The sequence below is a fragment of the Streptomyces chiangmaiensis genome (assembly GCF_036281785.1).
Lineage (GTDB): Bacteria > Actinomycetota > Actinomycetes > Streptomycetales > Streptomycetaceae > Streptomyces > Streptomyces chiangmaiensis.
Window position 1 is genome coordinate 1 of sequence record NZ_JAYWVC010000189.1, and the last position, 14,918, is coordinate 14,918.

General features: G+C 69.4%; 21 protein-coding genes and 1 pseudogene. 10 read left to right on the plus strand and 12 right to left on the minus strand.

Annotated elements, in window-relative coordinates; translation table 11 throughout:
• Positions 1-991, plus strand: a 991-nt coding sequence (locus VXC91_RS34470) for an ATP-binding SpoIIE family protein phosphatase (protein ID WP_329511297.1), incomplete at its 5' end; no start/stop codon positions are given.
• 392 nt (positions 992-1,383) lie between these two features.
• On the opposite strand, the gene VXC91_RS34475 is transcribed toward VXC91_RS34470, so the two are convergent.
• Positions 1,384-2,109 (minus strand): hypothetical protein, encoded by a 726-nt coding sequence (locus VXC91_RS34475; protein ID WP_329511298.1) that lies wholly within the window; start codon positions 2,107-2,109, stop codon positions 1,384-1,386.
• A 242-nt stretch (positions 2,110-2,351) separates the two neighbouring features.
• On the minus strand, positions 2,352-3,239 hold the full coding sequence (locus VXC91_RS34480; protein WP_329511299.1) for a LysR family transcriptional regulator: 888 nt from the start codon (positions 3,237-3,239) through the stop codon (positions 2,352-2,354).
• 193 nt (positions 3,240-3,432) lie between these two features.
• Here VXC91_RS34480 and VXC91_RS34485 point away from each other — a divergent pair, with 193 nt between their 5' ends.
• Complete coding sequence (locus VXC91_RS34485) at positions 3,433-3,822, plus strand: VOC family protein (protein WP_329511300.1); 390 nt, start codon at positions 3,433-3,435, stop codon at positions 3,820-3,822.
• A 97-nt stretch (positions 3,823-3,919) separates the two neighbouring features.
• On the opposite strand, the pseudogene VXC91_RS34490 reads toward VXC91_RS34485, so the two are convergent.
• Positions 3,920-4,300: pseudogene (locus VXC91_RS34490) on the minus strand (ionic transporter y4hA); the annotation flags it as partial.
• A gap of 125 nt (positions 4,301-4,425) precedes the next feature.
• Here VXC91_RS34490 and VXC91_RS34495 point away from each other — a divergent pair.
• The 6 genes from VXC91_RS34495 (at position 4,426) to VXC91_RS34520 (ending at position 8,576) form a co-directional block, all read left to right on the plus strand.
• Complete coding sequence (locus VXC91_RS34495; protein ID WP_329511301.1) at positions 4,426-4,602, plus strand: hypothetical protein; 177 nt, start codon at positions 4,426-4,428, stop codon at positions 4,600-4,602.
• A 49-nt stretch (positions 4,603-4,651) separates the two neighbouring features.
• Positions 4,652-4,945, plus strand: coding sequence for a Dabb family protein (locus tag VXC91_RS34500; protein ID WP_329511302.1), 294 nt, complete (start codon positions 4,652-4,654; stop codon positions 4,943-4,945).
• A 182-nt stretch (positions 4,946-5,127) separates the two neighbouring features.
• On the plus strand, positions 5,128-6,039 hold the full coding sequence (locus VXC91_RS34505; protein ID WP_329511303.1) for an RNA polymerase sigma factor SigF: 912 nt from the start codon (positions 5,128-5,130) through the stop codon (positions 6,037-6,039).
• Between the two features lie 246 nt (positions 6,040-6,285).
• Positions 6,286-7,200 (plus strand): RNA polymerase sigma factor SigF, encoded by a 915-nt coding sequence (locus VXC91_RS34510; protein WP_329511304.1) that lies wholly within the window; start codon positions 6,286-6,288, stop codon positions 7,198-7,200.
• 86 nt (positions 7,201-7,286) lie between these two features.
• Complete coding sequence (locus VXC91_RS34515; protein ID WP_329511305.1) at positions 7,287-8,063, plus strand: hypothetical protein; 777 nt, start codon at positions 7,287-7,289, stop codon at positions 8,061-8,063.
• A 279-nt stretch (positions 8,064-8,342) separates the two neighbouring features.
• Positions 8,343-8,576, plus strand: coding sequence for a hypothetical protein (locus tag VXC91_RS34520; RefSeq protein ID WP_329511306.1), 234 nt, complete (start codon positions 8,343-8,345; stop codon positions 8,574-8,576).
• 183 nt (positions 8,577-8,759) lie between these two features.
• Here VXC91_RS34520 and VXC91_RS34525 read toward each other — a convergent pair whose 3' ends face one another.
• Positions 8,760-9,062, minus strand: a complete 303-nt coding sequence (locus VXC91_RS34525; RefSeq protein ID WP_329511307.1) for a DUF6415 family natural product biosynthesis protein — start codon at positions 9,060-9,062, stop codon at positions 8,760-8,762.
• 152 nt (positions 9,063-9,214) lie between these two features.
• Here VXC91_RS34525 and VXC91_RS34530 point away from each other — a divergent pair, with 152 nt between their 5' ends.
• Positions 9,215-9,484, plus strand: coding sequence for a winged helix-turn-helix domain-containing protein (locus VXC91_RS34530; protein WP_329511308.1), 270 nt, complete (start codon positions 9,215-9,217; stop codon positions 9,482-9,484).
• 609 nt (positions 9,485-10,093) lie between these two features.
• On the opposite strand, the gene VXC91_RS34535 is transcribed toward VXC91_RS34530, so the two are convergent.
• Positions 10,094-11,203, minus strand: a complete 1,110-nt coding sequence (locus VXC91_RS34535; protein ID WP_329511309.1) for a phage major capsid protein — start codon at positions 11,201-11,203, stop codon at positions 10,094-10,096.
• Between the two features lie 41 nt (positions 11,204-11,244).
• Between VXC91_RS34535 and VXC91_RS34540 the strand changes: the two genes are divergently transcribed.
• A complete protein-coding gene (locus tag VXC91_RS34540; RefSeq protein ID WP_329511310.1) occupies positions 11,245-11,748 on the plus strand; it encodes a hypothetical protein in 504 nt (167 codons plus the stop codon).
• Between the two features lie 57 nt (positions 11,749-11,805).
• Here the strand turns inward: VXC91_RS34540 and VXC91_RS34545 are convergent, their stop codons facing one another.
• The 7 genes from VXC91_RS34545 to VXC91_RS34575 form a co-directional block, all read right to left on the minus strand.
• Positions 11,806-11,988 carry a hypothetical protein gene (locus VXC91_RS34545; protein ID WP_329511311.1) on the minus strand — a complete coding sequence of 61 codons (183 nt, stop codon included), beginning with the start codon at positions 11,986-11,988 and terminating at the stop codon, positions 11,806-11,808.
• Between the two features lie 73 nt (positions 11,989-12,061).
• Positions 12,062-12,289: a hypothetical protein gene (locus VXC91_RS34550; RefSeq protein ID WP_329511312.1), complete on the minus strand. Its 228-nt coding sequence runs from the start codon at positions 12,287-12,289 to the stop codon at positions 12,062-12,064.
• Positions 12,286-12,543, minus strand: coding sequence for a hypothetical protein (locus VXC91_RS34555; protein ID WP_329511313.1), 258 nt, complete (start codon positions 12,541-12,543; stop codon positions 12,286-12,288). Before VXC91_RS34555 ends, VXC91_RS34550 begins: the two co-directional genes overlap by 4 nt.
• Positions 12,540-12,908 (minus strand): DUF4326 domain-containing protein, encoded by a 369-nt coding sequence (locus VXC91_RS34560; protein WP_329511314.1) that lies wholly within the window; start codon positions 12,906-12,908, stop codon positions 12,540-12,542. Before VXC91_RS34560 ends, VXC91_RS34555 begins: the two co-directional genes overlap by 4 nt.
• Positions 12,905-13,084 carry a hypothetical protein gene (locus VXC91_RS34565; protein WP_329511315.1) on the minus strand — a complete coding sequence of 60 codons (180 nt, stop codon included), beginning with the start codon at positions 13,082-13,084 and terminating at the stop codon, positions 12,905-12,907. Before VXC91_RS34565 ends, VXC91_RS34560 begins: the two co-directional genes overlap by 4 nt.
• Positions 13,081-14,433 (minus strand): DUF5131 family protein, encoded by a 1,353-nt coding sequence (locus tag VXC91_RS34570; protein ID WP_329511316.1) that lies wholly within the window; start codon positions 14,431-14,433, stop codon positions 13,081-13,083. Before VXC91_RS34570 ends, VXC91_RS34565 begins: the two co-directional genes overlap by 4 nt.
• Complete coding sequence (locus tag VXC91_RS34575) at positions 14,433-14,657, minus strand: hypothetical protein (protein ID WP_329511317.1); 225 nt, start codon at positions 14,655-14,657, stop codon at positions 14,433-14,435. The genes VXC91_RS34570 and VXC91_RS34575 overlap by 1 nt, the downstream gene beginning before the upstream one ends.
• Between the last annotated feature and the right edge of the window lie 261 nt (positions 14,658-14,918).

A 14,918-nucleotide genomic window follows, 5' to 3' on the forward strand; every position in this document is an offset into this window, starting at 1 on the left:
TGTGATCCCGCTGTCCGGTGCCCGGGTGGCCCTGGTCGTCGGCGACATCGTGGGGCACGGCATCAACGCGGCGGCGACCATGGGCAGACTCCGCACGGCCGTGGAGGCGCTGGCCGACATGGACCTGCCTCCCGATGAACTGCTCGCCCACCTGGACGACCTCGTCGTCCGCCTGGCCCAGAAGGACGCCGACCCCGAGGAGCCGGCCACCGCAACGATGGCCGCCACGTGCCTGTACGCCGTCTACGACCCGACCACCCGGTGCTGCACGATGGCCCGGGCCGGCCACCCGCCACCCGCGGTCATCGACCCGCACGGCCGCGTCACCTTCCCCGAGCTGCCCACCGGGGCCCCGCTCGGCCTCGGGCTGGTCCCCTTCGAGTCCGTCACGTTCCACCTGCCCGAGGGAAGCGTGCTCGCCCTGTACACCGACGGGCTGATCGAGGACCGCGACCAGGACATCGACGTCGGCATGGACCGACTGGCCGCCGCCCTGGCACGACCCGGCCTCCCGCTGGAAGACCTGTGCTCGTTCGCCGTCGACACGCTGCCCGCCAAGGCACCGAGCGACGATGTCACCCTGCTCCTCGCACGGACCCGTGCACTCGGCCCGGACCAGATCGCCTCGTGGCGGCTGCCGGCCGAGCCGACGGTCGCCGGCCGGGCCCGGGCTCTGGCCACCCGCCAACTGAAGCAGTGGGGACTGGAGTACCTGGTCGAGTCCACGGAACTGATCGTCAGCGAACTGGTGACCAACGCCATCCGGTACGGCAACGGCACCATCGGCCTGCGCCTCATCCGGCACGAGCTGCTGACCTGCGAGGTCTCCGACGCCGGGAACAGCCACCCACGCCTGCGCCACCCCCGTACCACCGACGAGAACGGCCGCGGCCTCCTCCTCGTCTCGCGGCTGTCCCGCAGATGGGGGACCCGCTACGCGGCGGACGGCAAAGTCATCTGGGCCGAACAGCAACTGACACCCAGCTCATGAGCCCAACCGCCCGAGCACACCACACGCACCGGTGGCGACTCAGCTGCCCACGGAGTCCCACCGGCCTCCTCCGGGCAACATCGCCCCCATGGCAACACCGTGGGTTCCTTGGTTGCCCTAGAGCGCCTGGTCGCTCGGCGCGTGCCGCAGCCGTGCCACATAGGGCGGTCAACACCGGTTCGCCTCAGTCGAGATGGGCCGGTGACCTGCCGGCTTCCACAGCTGGAGTGACCTGCGCGCCAGGCCCGTGCCTGACCGCCACCCTTACGAGGCGGATGTCGCGGAGCGCGACATCCGGTCGACGCCTGGGCCGGCCCCTACCACGTGTCGCAGCCAGGGCCGGCCACAAGCTGTGCTGGGCCCGAGACCGTACCCGGCAGGCCCCCGGACGGTCAGTCCCGAGCTGCGCGCAGGTTCTCGGCGGCCTTGGCCAGGCCCTTCTCGAAGGCCTCGATGCCGCGGTCGTCAACCCAGTTGTTCTGCACGCTGGTGGTGTTGGCCCCGTCGCGGACCACGCCGTACTCCACGTCCACCACCATGTCGTCGCCGTATTCCACCTTGAGGCTGAAGCCGAGCGTCTCGTCGCCGACCTTGTCCACCTCCAGGGGCTTGGTGGTGACCTTGGCCTTCCCGCCCCCGAACTTGGAGTCGAACGTGCCGCACTCGTCGATGGCCTTGCCCAGGGCGGTCATCGCGCGCTTCGCCTGGTCGGGCGAGTAGGCGCTGACATCCTGGCTGACCATGTTCTTGCCCTTGAGGAAGACCGCCTGGGCGTTCGCCTTGTAGTCGGCGTCGATCCGACCCGTGTTGAAGAGGTCCACCAGCAGCTGGCAGGCCGCGTCGGCCGGCTTGGCGAGCAGGTCTTCTGGAGCGGCCTCACCGTCGATGACCAGCTGGGGGTCCCGCTTCCAGCCCTTCGGAAGATCGCTGTCGACCAGCAGCGCCTTCTCCGCCGCACGGCTGCTCATCGGTTCAGATGTCGGCTCGGAGGCGGCCGAAGTCTCGTCGCTCGGGTTGGCGTCCTTGTCGTCCGCGGCACCGCCTCCACAGGCGGCGACCAGGGCAAGGGCGGAGGCGGCGAAGGCGACCGCGGCGGCGCGGCGTATGCCGTTGTACACGTGCTTCTCCCAGTAGATGGAGCGGGGGGCGCCCCATACGACACGCAGACCGGCCCAAGGGTTGTAACGGAACTTGTGATTCCGTGTGGTTCCGTGCGTACAGCGGACGCATCCGGAGGGGGTCGGCAAGGTCGGCGCCGACCTCGCCACCGACCTGGGCCACGCCGCCGTCGAACGCCGCCGTTTCCTCGTCGTGGCCGCCTTCACCACCGCCCACGTCGCCTGCCGTTCGCCCACGACGGTCAGGCGGGCGGGGACGGCATGGAGACGCCCAACAGGGAAAGGAAAGCGGAGGCCGCGGGTGACGGGGTGAACCGGCCCCAGATGAGGCGCTCGACCCGTATCGGCCCGTTGGTGATCGGTACACACCGCAGTCCGTGCAGTTCGGCGGCGAACGCCGCGGGCAGCAGGGCGATGCCCAATCCATGGCGGACCATCCGGACCATGAGCTCGATGCCGGACACCTCGAAGGCAACCTCGCGCCGCAGGCCGACCGCCGCGAACGCCTGGTCCGACTGGGCGCGGGCGGCGCTGCCGTCGGCGAAGTCCACAAACACCTCTTCGGCGAGGAGGCGAAGGTCCACCTCATCTTCCGCGGCCAGCGGGTGGCCGGGCGCGACCACCGCGACATGGTGCCCGTGGGCAAGTTCCTTGTCACGGACGCCCTGCGGCCGGAATCCGGGCTGTACGCCGAGGAATGCCGCGTCGAGTCTGCCGTCGCGCACCTGCTCGACGAACCGCTCGCTGGAGCCCGCCCGGAGACTGATCCCTACCTGGGGGTAGCGCAGGCGGTAGTCCCGGAGCACCGCGGGGAGATCGACGGCCGCCACGGTGGGGATCGATCCGACGGTCAGTGTGCCCCGTATTTCACCGGTGGCCGCCGCCACCTCCGCCCGGGCCCGCTCGGCCGCTTCCAGAGCCTGGCGGGCGGACGGCAGGAACGCCTCCCCGGCAGTGGTCAGCCGCACCCGGCGGCTGGTCCGATCGAACAGCCGGGCGCCCAGTTCCTTCTCCAGCCGGGCCACTTGGTGGCTGAGCGCGGACTGGACGATGTGGCACCGTTCGGCGGCGCGGGTGAAGCTGGCGGTCTCCGCCACCGCGAGGACGTATCGCATCTGCTGAAGATCCATTGATCAATGGTGAAACGCGATGGATCACATGACAAACATGCGTTGGACCGATGGATACCTGCTCCGCGATGCTCAGCTCAGCGGCAGGCCACGGCAACCGGCGACCAGCCGCCGCGGACCGGTCAGGTCCGCAGCCGCCGACCCCGTCGTACCGCCACCGGCGCCCCGGCGCCCCGACCCTGCGGAGACATCCATGCGCGTGATCGCCTTCGACCACCTCGTCCTGAGCGTCGCCGACATCGAGCGCTCACTCGCCTTCTACACCGGCCCGATGGGCCTGCAGCCGGTGCGGGTGGAGGAGTGGCGGGCCGGCAAGGTCTCCTTCCCGTCCGTGCGGGTGAGCCCCACCACCATCATCGACCTCGTCAAGGCGCCCGCCGAGCGGCCGGAGGGCTTCAACGTCGACCACATCTGCCTGGTGGTCGAACCGCTCGACTGGCAGCAGGTCATCGATTCCGGCGTCTTCACGGTGCTGGACGGTCCCGGAGAGCGCTTCGGCGCCCAGGGCACCGCGGTCTCCCTCTATGTGCAGGACCCGGACGGCAACACTGTGGAACTGCGCTGGTATCCGCAGGACGCCTGAGAATGCCCACGTCGAGCCATCGGACACCCTGGCTGGTGCGCCCTGTTGTGCCGACGCGCGGGATCCTCCGCCAGGCCACCGGAAGGGAGCGCCATCACGCCGAGCCGAGGGCGAGGTTGAGACTCGTCTGGACGCGGTCTCGGCGCGCCGACCGCAGCGCCGCGATGGTCTCCGGCAGCAGCACGAGCAGCGCGATGACCACACCGACGACGTCCTGCGGCATGTCGGCCGCCGCCACGCCGGACTCGATGGTGGGCGACACACCCTTGGCGAGCCCGACGACGCCGACGAGGGCGAGGCCGAGCAACCCGAGACTGAGGGCCGCGACGCGGGCGGAGGGCGGGTTGGCGTGGTCCTCCGCGGTGATCACCTCTCCTTGCCGGGTGATCGGAAGGAAACAGTCGCGGTGGCGTACGGTCTGCGTCGCCACGAACAGCCCGTGCAGCACCACCGAGGACAGCGCGGCGAAGGTGAGCTGGGTGGGAAGAGCCGCGTGAGGACACGGTGGATACGTGATCTTTTGCGAGACCCGAACACCTGGCCGCGTTAGACTCGCCGCCGGCGAAGGGGCCCGGCGGGGCGGAGAAGACGGGGGAGGCCGCGGTGGCGGTACCGGGAAAGAAGATCGCACTGTACGCGGTCGTGGTCTTCGTGCTCTACGTGATCATCACCGATCCGGCCAGGGCCGCCGACTACGTCCAGATAGGGTTCGAGGGCATTTCGAATGCCGCCAAGGCCATCGGCCACTTCATGACGTGGATCGCCAACGGGGCCGAGTGAGGCTTCTGCGGGCCGGGCGGCCACCGTCGTCGTCACCCTGGGAGCGCCCGTGATCCGGCACCTGGTCCTCTTCAAGCTCAACGAGGGCGTCCAGCGCGACGACCCGCGCGTCGTGGAGGGCGCGCGCGCCTTCGAGAGGCTCGGCGGCCTGATCGACGAGCTCCGCTTCTGGGAGTGCGCCTGGAACATCAGCGACCGGCCCATCGCCTACGACTTCGCGATCAACTCGGCGGTGGACGACACGGACGCCCTGCAGCGCTACCTCGAGCACCCGGCGCACCAGGCGGGCGTCGCGCTGTGGCGCGAGTTCGCCACTTGGGTGATGGCCGACTACGAAATCTGAGCGACACCGCCCACGGATTCAGGGCGACACCACCCGCAGAGCCCCCCACCGGAAACGGTGGGGGCTTTTCTGCGTGATATGCCCCAACTCTCCCACAACACGGCGTTATGCGGTGCTTGCACACAGTGTCCATTTCTTGTGATGCTATGACCGCTTTTGACGGCGACTTGACGGATGCGTGGATGGATGAAGAGGTGGCGTTGACCGTGTCGGCCAGTACCGCGCCACCCCAGGACGAGGCTCCGACCCCCGCACCCGGCAGCCCCCAGGGATCCACCACGACCGACGCCCCGCCACCGGAATCCACACCGGCCGCCACCGACCAGAAGCGCCGCGGCGCCGACACCCGGGCCCTCACGCAGATGCTCTTCGCCGAGCTCAAGGGACTGGAACCGGGCACGCCGGAACATCATCGCGTGCGCGGGGCGCTGATCGAGGCGAACCTCCCGCTCGTGCGCTACGCCGCCGCGCGCTTCCGCTCCCGCAACGAGCCCATGGAGGACGTCGTCCAGGTCGGGACCATCGGCCTGATCAACGCCATCGACCGCTTCGACCCCGAGCGTGGCGTGCAGTTCCCGACCTTCGCGATGCCGACCGTGGTCGGCGAGATCAAACGCTACTTCCGCGACAACGTCCGAACGGTCCACGTCCCGCGCCGGCTGCACGAACTGTGGGTGCAGGTCAACAGCGCGACCGAGGATCTGACGACGACGTTCGGACGCTCGCCCACCACCGCCGAGATCGCCGAACGGCTGCGCATCACGGAGGAGGAGGTGACTTCCTGCATCGAGGCGGGCCGTTCCTACCACGCGACCTCGCTGGAGGCCGCCCAGGAGGGCGACGGACTGCCGGGACTGCTCGACCGACTCGGCTACGAGGACCCCGCGCTCGACGGGGTCGAGCACCGCGACCTCGTCCGGCATCTGCTCGTCCAGCTGCCCGAGCGGGAGCAGCGGATCCTCCTGCTGCGCTACTACAGCAATCTGACCCAGTCGCAGATCAGCGCCGAACTGGGAGTCTCCCAGATGCATGTGTCAAGACTCCTCGCCAGGAGTTTCGCACGGCTCCGATCCGCAAACAGGATCGATGCATAACCCGCGAGAGCGAATCGCCCGCAGAGGCTTTTCCCGATAGATATCTGCCGAAAAACCATCAGAACACTTCCAACCAGGGCGCTTTCACATCGTGCATGTCGACATGTCGCTACAGCGCGTTGCCGACATGTGACATTCTTCCGGAAGCGCGTTTGCCGCAGCCTCGCAGCCGGTATTCAGGTGGAGGCTGCGTTCCCTACGACGGGAGCGTCCGCCGCGACCGTCCCGCGACCCAAAGGGGGTGGCATGTCCGCAGACCAGGGCAGCTCGAAGGTGCTCACGCTCATGCAGAGCGACTCCGCGCCCGACGTGCTTCAGGACCTTCAGGCCCCTCAGGACCTTCCGAGCACCGAGACCGTTCCGGCGCCCGAGGCCCAGGACCTTCCGTCCGCCCACGAGGCCATCGACACCCGCACCCTGTCCCGCTCCCTCTTCCTGCGGCTCGCCACGCTCGACGAGCACAGCCCGGAGCGCGCCTACGTCCGGGACACGCTCATCGAGCTGAACCTCCCGCTCGTCCGGTACGCGGCCGCCCGCTTCCGCAGCCGCAACGAGCCGATGGAGGACATCGTCCAGGTCGGCACGATCGGGCTGATCAAGGCGATCGACCGCTTCGACTGCGAACGGGGCGTCGAATTCCCGACCTTCGCGATGCCGACGGTCGTGGGCGAGATCAAGCGGTTCTTCCGGGACACGTCGTGGTCGGTGCGCGTACCCCGCCGCCTCCAGGAGCTGCGCCTGGCCCTGACCAAGGCCAGCGACGAGCTGTCGCAGAAGCTGGACCGCTCCCCGACGGTTCCCGAACTCGCCGCCGTGCTGGGCGTGTCGGAGGAGGACGTGGTCGACGGCCTCGCTGTGGGCAACGCCTACACGGCGTCCTCGCTCGACTCCCCGGCCCCCGAGGACGACGGTGGCGAGGGCTCCCTCGCGGATCGCCTCGGCTACGAGGACTCGGCCCTCGAGGGCGTGGAGTACCGCGAGTCCCTCAAGCCGCTGCTGGCCAAGCTCCCGCCCCGCGAGCGGCGGATCATCATGCTGCGCTTCTTCGCGAACATGACGCAATCGCAGATCGGCGAGGAGGTCGGCATCTCGCAGATGCACGTCTCGCGACTGCTGACCCGCACGCTCGCGCAGCTGCGGGAAGGCCTCATCTCGGACTGAGGCGCGGGGGAAGCCGGGGCGGTGTCCGGGGGCGTCCGGTCCGCCCGGGGCTTCCTAATTGACGGGGCGTCAGCCACACTGGCGCGATGCTTCGAGCGACGTGGTTGCGGGGCCGTCGAGGGGCCGTGATCGGTGCCTCGACGGCGGTCGTGTGTCTGGGCGGCATTCTGGCCGCGTACGCGGGGGGCTCGAGCGGCGACGGATACGTCGCGGTCGGGCCCGCGGGCGGCACCCCTGTCGCGTCCGGCGCGGCGGTGGCGCCGACCGGGAACGTGACGCTCGTACCCCTGGAAACAGCGGAGGGCCCCCGGGAGGGGGTACGGCGGCGCCCGGCCACCGAGTCCGGCACCTCACCCGCCCCGGGACCGACGTCCGTTGCGTCCTACGACCCGGGCGGCGCCACCGACAGCACTGTGCCCACGGCCCGCGCCACCGACTCCGCACCCACGGAGGCGGGTTCGCCCACCCCGACGGCAACCGCCCCTCGTGCGACACCGGGTGGGCCGGCCGCGCTGAGCGTTGGCGAACCCGTACGGGAACCCACGGACCGGCGGTGGTGCGAGAAGGTGGCCCTCTCCTTGCACAACACCGGGGAGAGCGCGGTGCGTTCGGGCACGGTCACCTTCGGCACGCACATCATCGGGCTGCTCGGGATCGACTGGGCGACGGTAAAGTCCACGGACTCGCTGCTGACCCCGATCGCCCCCGGGGCGTCGGTGAAGAGGACCTGGACGGTGTGCGTCGACAGAGTCTATGAAGCGTCTTTTCTACTGGGTGCGCACATGGAGCACGACGTCACAGTGACGTACCCCGGAGGGGACCCGATCTTCATCTCTCACACCCGAGAGAAGGAGCGGCAATAGCCGGGGGCAGCGCAGCCTCTGGAACACAGCGGGCCCGCCCGGTGCGCCAACACCGGACAGGCCCTTGATCACCCCCTGATCCAGCAGGAGATGACCCACGATGAACCGTACCCCCGCACCCGCAGGCGAGAGCGCAGACCGCTTCACCTGGGGCCTGATCCTCGAGGTCTTCCACGTCCTCGACGCGCACGGCTAGCAGCGCGGCGACAACCAGCACGTCGGCCAGGCCGTCCGCATCCTCATGGACCTCGTCACCGCGTGCGAGGGCGGCGAGCAGCGGTGAACGCGGCAGACCTGACGCAGCGCCTCGAGGTGCTCGAGCAGCAGCTCGCCGACGTCTCCCGCATGGCGCGCGCCGACCGCGCGCAGTTGACCTTCCTTCGCGGGCTGCTCGCCGGAGACCCAGAGCCGGAGGAGAGTGCGCCGCAGCGGCCCGTGCTCCGTGTCCTCCAGGGTGGCGCATCGTGCGGCGCACCGCGGCGATCCGACCGCCACCACCTCCGCGCCGTCTGACGGGCACACAAAGACCCGCCCCACCGAGTCTCTTGCGGAGGCCTCAACGGGGCGGGCGGTCCCATCTCACCAGTTCTTGCGGAGCCTGGCCAGACGGGCGTCTACGGCGCGGTCTTCCCCAGCGCCTCGAAGTGGTCCATGAGCGCCTTCAGCGCGCGGGCGAGACGCCTGGCGTACGCCACCTCACCGCCCGGCGCGCGGCGCGGCGCGGAGCCTGTCGCGCGCCTCACCCACGCAGGCAAGAGCGCAGTAGCGCGGGATGCTGTCACTCGACAGCCTGGCGGCCGCCTGCTCGACCTCGGGAATCAGCAACTCGAGGTGGCCGCGCATCTGGAGCGTCAGCGTCTCCAGCTCGTCGGCGGCCGGCGGCAGCACCTCGGGTACGGCGTCCGGGTCCAGGAGCCGGTCAACGGTCTCACGCATCGTCTCGAGGTCGACCGGTACCTGATCTTCAGCGGTGGGTGGGCGGGCGGTACGGTGTCGCATGTCGACGCTCCCTTGAAGCGTTGGCCATGCCCCGGGGCCGTTTGCGCGGTCGCCGGGGTCTTCTCGTTCCTCGACCGTAGCGGCATCTTGTCTAGGACGTCTACAACGTTGCCCATATGCGCAGCGTGGGGGACATATCTAACGTCCTAGTCATGGAGATCGATCGCTTCGACCCGACACCCATCTACAAGCAGGTGGCACACGTCATTCGCGCGAGGATCCAGTCCGGCGAGCTCCGCCCGAAGGACCCGATCCCGTCCGAGTCGAAGATGGTCGCCGACTACGGAATCGCCAGGGACACCGCGCGGCAGGCCGTCGCTCTGCTGCGCTCCGAGGGATGGGTAATCACCATTCCCCAGCGCGGCAGCTACGTCGCCGAGCAGCGGCCGGAGGAGCCAGCCGAGAACGGCGGCGAGGAGTGATCGCCGGTCCGAATGGGACCAGTTCAGCACCCCTATGCAGGGTGCATATCCATACAAACAAGCTGCATAAAAAATCTTGCATGGGTATGCGGGCCTATTTGGCCGGTCTTCGCTTCGCCGGAATAAGCCCCAGACCCGTACAGGAACAAGATCAGCAGCGGAGCGGGGTCGCCAGGTCAGTGGATCTTCTCGAGGGTGGGGTGCCCCCCCTCCCGTGCACCGTGTGTCATGGTTCGCACGTTGTTGTGACGCTTCGCAGTGCATGGGTGTCATGCATGGTTATGCAGCGCTATGCAGTGTGCTGATCCACTATGCAGTGCTATGCAGTGGCTTATGCAGTGGTGCGTGCGCTGGCTGCATGGTGAGGGAGGGCTGCGGCGGGTGCCGGGTGCCTGCCGTGCGCTGCCTGGGTGCAGCGCGGTTGAGTCGTTGGGTTTGATCGTCTTCTGATCAAGCGTTCGCGGAGATCGAAGTGCTCAGAGCTTCGCGTGGTCAGGGCGGGGCAGGCAGGTGGCTGTCGTGGTGGCCACCTGCCTGCCCCGCGGTCCCGCGCCGCCATCCCGTCCGGCGCGGGAGTCTGGTCAGTGCTGCTGTCCCGGTGCGCTGGCCTCAGGCGTCGAGCAGGCGGAACGCGTTGTCCACCACGGAGTCGGAGCCGGTGCGGAACCACAGCAGCGCGCCCCGCTGGCCCGTGGGCCGGCGGTTGGCGCCGACCAGGTTCGGGATGAACTCGAGCTGGGTGCCGATGCGGTCGACGATCACGAAGTTGCGGAAGTCTCCGTACAGCAGGATGGGGTTGCTCGCTGCGGCCTCGAACGTGCCGTCCATGTTGGACAGCTCGTTCAGTGGCTTGCCGAGCAGGCGCCCGTCGGCGATCTCGGGGAACTTGAGCGATCCCGCCGCGGACTCGAACTGCTTGATCGTATTGATGATCGCGATGTTGGCGCACCACTGCGCGTTCGCGGAGAACCGCGGCGGCAGCGCGTTCTGCACCTTGAAGACGTCGGCCGCGACCAGCGTGTCGGCGGTGGCGGTGTTGACGATCGAGGGAGAGCCGACCAGGCCGGTGATGATGCCGGTCGGCTGCCCGGTGCCGGTGCCGAGCGTGTAGGCGGTGTTCATCAGCTGGTCGGCAGCGTCGACGAGCACGCGCTGCAGCTCCCCGAGGAAGTTGACCGCGTCCATGCCGACCTCGAAGGAGTACGGCACGAAGCTGTCGCCGAAGTAGACCGGGATGGGCGGGTTGGCCAGGGTCGGGGAGCCGTCCGCGGCTTCCACGGCCTCCGCCTTCCACTCCGCCGTGGCGCCCGCGGACGTGACGCCGGACCACTGGTCAGTTGCGGTCACGACGTTGCGCGAGATCCGCCGCAGCGGGTTGGTCGAGCCGCTCGAGGTGAGCAGGATCGACGGGTCCAGGGTGAGCGGCACCATGTAGCCGCCTGCGGGGTCGGAGAGGCTCATGGCGCGCATCTCGGCCTGGACTTCGGCGACGCGCCGGTATGCCTCGCCCTCCTCCGGCGTCCACAGCAGGTGTCCGCGCTCGGGGTCGGCGCACAGCTTCGCGAACGCGCTGCGGTACGCCTCAGCGCCCGTGGTGACCGCCCACCGGGCGGTGAGGGTCTGGCCCTGCGGGGGTTCGTGGCGCAGCAGCTTCTCCACCCGCTCCGCGGCGTACTCCGGCAGGGTCCGGGCGCGTACGGCGCCGTCGAGGGTGCGCATGGCCGCGTCACGCAGCTGGGGCCGCTCAGGGAGCCGAGCGGGTGCAGCTGCAGCGTCTCGTCGCGGCGCCGGTCGGCGTCGCCGTTGAGGTGGCGCGCCGCCGCTACGGCGATCGGCTCCTCTGCCGGTGCGCCAGGCTCGAAAGGTCCGCCGCGCTCCATGCGCGCCTGGCCGCTGGCCACGAACGCGCGCAGGTGGTCACGCTCCGCGCCGCGGACTTCCTCGCCCAGCGCCTTGTATGCGGCGAACTGGTGCTCCTGGTTCTGGCTGCGCCGCTCGTAGCCCTCGAGCATGGCGCACCGCTCGAGCACGTGGTGGTGGATGCGCTGGCGCTCGCGAGAACTCATCGCGCGGAGCCGCCCGGCCACGTGCTCGCCGCCGTCGCTTCGAGTGGCCGCCTGCTCCAACAGGTCAGACACAACAAGGGTGATCTCGTCCATGGGGACATGCCTTTCGGGCGTCATGAGGGAAGGGGCGGCGGGCGCATGCCTCACACCGCGGGGGTCTCGCCGGGCAGTTGCCCGACCACGAGGGGCCCCGAATGACGCCGAACGGCAGTTGCCTGACTCCGGCGTACTCAGGATACCCGCAGTGCAGGCCGGTTACGCGGTCCGCGCGTTGTGCATGACGACACCGTGAGGGGTGGCCCGTACGGTGCCGTCGGGCGCGTAGCGGGCCAGCCAGGGGCAGCTGTCCTCGTGCTCCACGGCCACCACCAGGACGACGCCGAACAGCCCCTTGCCGCGGGACACGTAGATCTCGGAGGGGCAGTCCTGGCAGGCCAACGCCCGTAGCTGAGCGGGCGTCAGGGGGGGATGGGCATGGTTCGTCTCCTTGGCCGTCGGGGTCGTCGCCGTGCTAGAGCTGGTCGAGCAACTCCATTGCGGCGGTGAGGATCTCGGTCGGGATCCGGTGCGCTTGGAGGCGGCGCCGGGCGCCCTCGAGGGAGCGCACGCCGTCCAGGGCGATCGCGGCGACTCCGGCGCTCTTCCTGCGCGCGGACCCGACCGCGGCGAGCCGCTGGAGTTCGCGGGCCCGGGCGGCGTACGCGGCCATGGGCGACGCCGGGGCGGCCTTCCTGGTCACGAGGTGGCCCCTTCGTTGGTGAGCGCGACTCCGATGGCGGGGTTGCCGTTGATCGGCCAGTCGCCGGGCTCGTACGCGCGGCGGGCGTCGCTGTCGACGAGCCACGACTCGTACGGGCACCAGGTGTCCGCGGCCGTCTCGATATCGTCGAAGCCCTCGAGGAAGGCGGCGTCTTCGTCGAAGACCTCGTACCGGAAGCCGCGCTGAGGTGGCTCGGTTCGTGGGGGCGCCGGGAACAGCGGTTGGTCGGTCACGTGGGACTCCCTTCGGTCCGGGCGGCGATGCGGGCCAGCAGCACGTCGACGTGGCACGGCAGGCTCGGCTTGCAGCGGCAGGCGAACTGGACATGCGCGGGCTCGGCGGCGGCCTGGTCCACGAGTTCGGGGTGCGCATCGAGGTGGGCGGCGTACAGGGCGAGCGCCTCGGCACGGTCGTGCACCGCGCCCTCGCAGGCCGGCACCTGGCACGGCTTGGGTTTCCGGCCCTCGGTGCCGACGACGTGCGGGTTGGCGTACGGGGAGCGCTTCAGGTACGGGGCTTCACGGCCCGCGTACACGGCCCCCTCGGGGACACAGGGAGCGAAGCGGCTGCCCGTGACGACAGCGCGACGGTTGATCACGATCCGGCTCCTTCGTCGTCGTCCGTGGGCTCGGTCGTCTCGGCGGTGATGGCGTCCAGGAGCCGGTGGGCAGCAGCCTCGAGGCGGTTGCGGCAGGCGATGGAGCAGGTACGCAACGGCACTTCGGACGGCACGTCGGGAATCTCCGACCAGCACACCGGGCAGTAGCGCGTCATGAGGGCTCCGTGAACTCGGTGAGCGGGTACTGGTCGAGCCACTCCATACCCGGCGCGGATCGCAAGTTGGGCTTGAGGTGCACGCGGCACCCGGCGTCGATGGCCTGGACGACGATGCGGGCGACCCATTCGAAGGGCGGCGCGAATGCGGGCACGGTGCCGTCTGGCTGCTGTGTCTGGGTCTGGGCGCCGATGACGACCCAGTCGAACATCGACAGGTCGGTGAACTCCAAGGGCTCTCGGAGGGGTTCGAGAGAGAGCCACTTGGTGACGCCGCGGATCTCGCGGAAGGCTCGTTCGGCGATGCGTACGCGCTTCTGTTCGTCCACCGAGGTGCCGACCCAGGCGCCGGGCGGCATGTCGAGGCCGACGTACCGGTCCGGGAACTTGGTCAGGAGGATGTACTGCCACTGCGGTGAGGCGAGCATGGAGGCGTGGACGCGGTCGATCCATTCCTGTGGGACCCATCGGCCGTAGAGGTCGGCCATGGAGCAGACGAACACGCGGCGCCAGGCGCAGATCTCGCACTCGCCGTCCGGGCACGCCTGGTGAGAGTCGTCGCGAAACTCGGCGGGGATGACAGTGGGGGCGGGTGCGTCGAGGCGCTGTTCATGGAACAGCGGATTGAAGCCGGCCGGGTACGACGCCTTGAGCCGCTCGCTGTTGGCAAGTTCGCGGGCGTAGCAGTAGGTACAGCCGTGCAGGCAGCCGGTGACCGGGTTCCACGACCAGTTGGCCCAGGAGATGCCGGGGGTGCTGTTGAAGGTAGGTTTGCCGCTGGGCTTCGGGTAGGGCACGGGTTCGCCGGTGTGCGTGCGGAGGGTGAGCATGACGGGCTCGCGCTGAGGACGGGAGGGAACGGGCAGGGTGGCGGCCCGCTCGGAGCCGGAATCGTCATGCTGGATCCAGTCCTCGCCCGCGAACAGGTCAGCATCGTCCGGGGCCGGGTGCTGCTGTCGCTGCTCGTAGGTGTCGCGGACGGCGGCGGCGGTGGGTTTGCCGTCAGTGCGCTCTACGGTTTCCGCCCACACCTCCATGCGCTCCAGCTCGGGGACGCGGGCGAGTTCACGCGCCTGCGCCTCGTTGGAGGGAGCGGGAAGCCCGGTGGGCGCAATTGCGCCCACCGCCTCGGCGGATGCGATCAGTTCGTTCGCGCGTCGCCGACCGAACCCCCACTTCGTACGGCAGTACTGCTCGAAGGTCCTGTGCTCGGCCCGGTACAGCCGCTGGTTGCGGATCACGACCAAGGAGTTGCCCACCCGAAGGAAGGCGGCCAAGTCCCGCTCGATGATGGCCTCGTGGGTGGCAAGGGCAGCGGTCTCAGCCGCGGACAAGACGATGTCGGCCATCAAGCCTCCAGGGTGGTGTGGTGGCGGCAGGACGCGCGGTGCCGCTCCGGCACTGCGGCGGTGAACAAGGCGACGTCCCGCGCGCCTTCGGCCGTACGGCGGAATCCACACGTGCACCGGTAGACGGCGGTGGACTTCCGCACCCAGCGGGACGTATCCGAGTCGTACGAGCCGAACGAGACGGCGAGGCCCGGCAGCTCGGCGGGCGGCCAAGAGTTGGTCACGGCCGCCTCCAGCCCACGGTGTAGATCCCGGGTGGATCGATCATCTTGCAGCTGGGGCAGTACCGATCCGGCGGGAGCAGACCCTGGCACTTGCGGCAGTAGACCTTGATCGGTTCTTCGTCGCTCGCGCGCGCGTCCTGTGGTTGAGGTCCTACGCCAGCCCGTTCTTCCTCCCATGAGTCCTGTGATGGCTCCTCATTACTCCTGGGAGGGGTTCTCACCCCCTCCTCGTAGGGGTTCACACCCCCTCCTGAGGAGGGG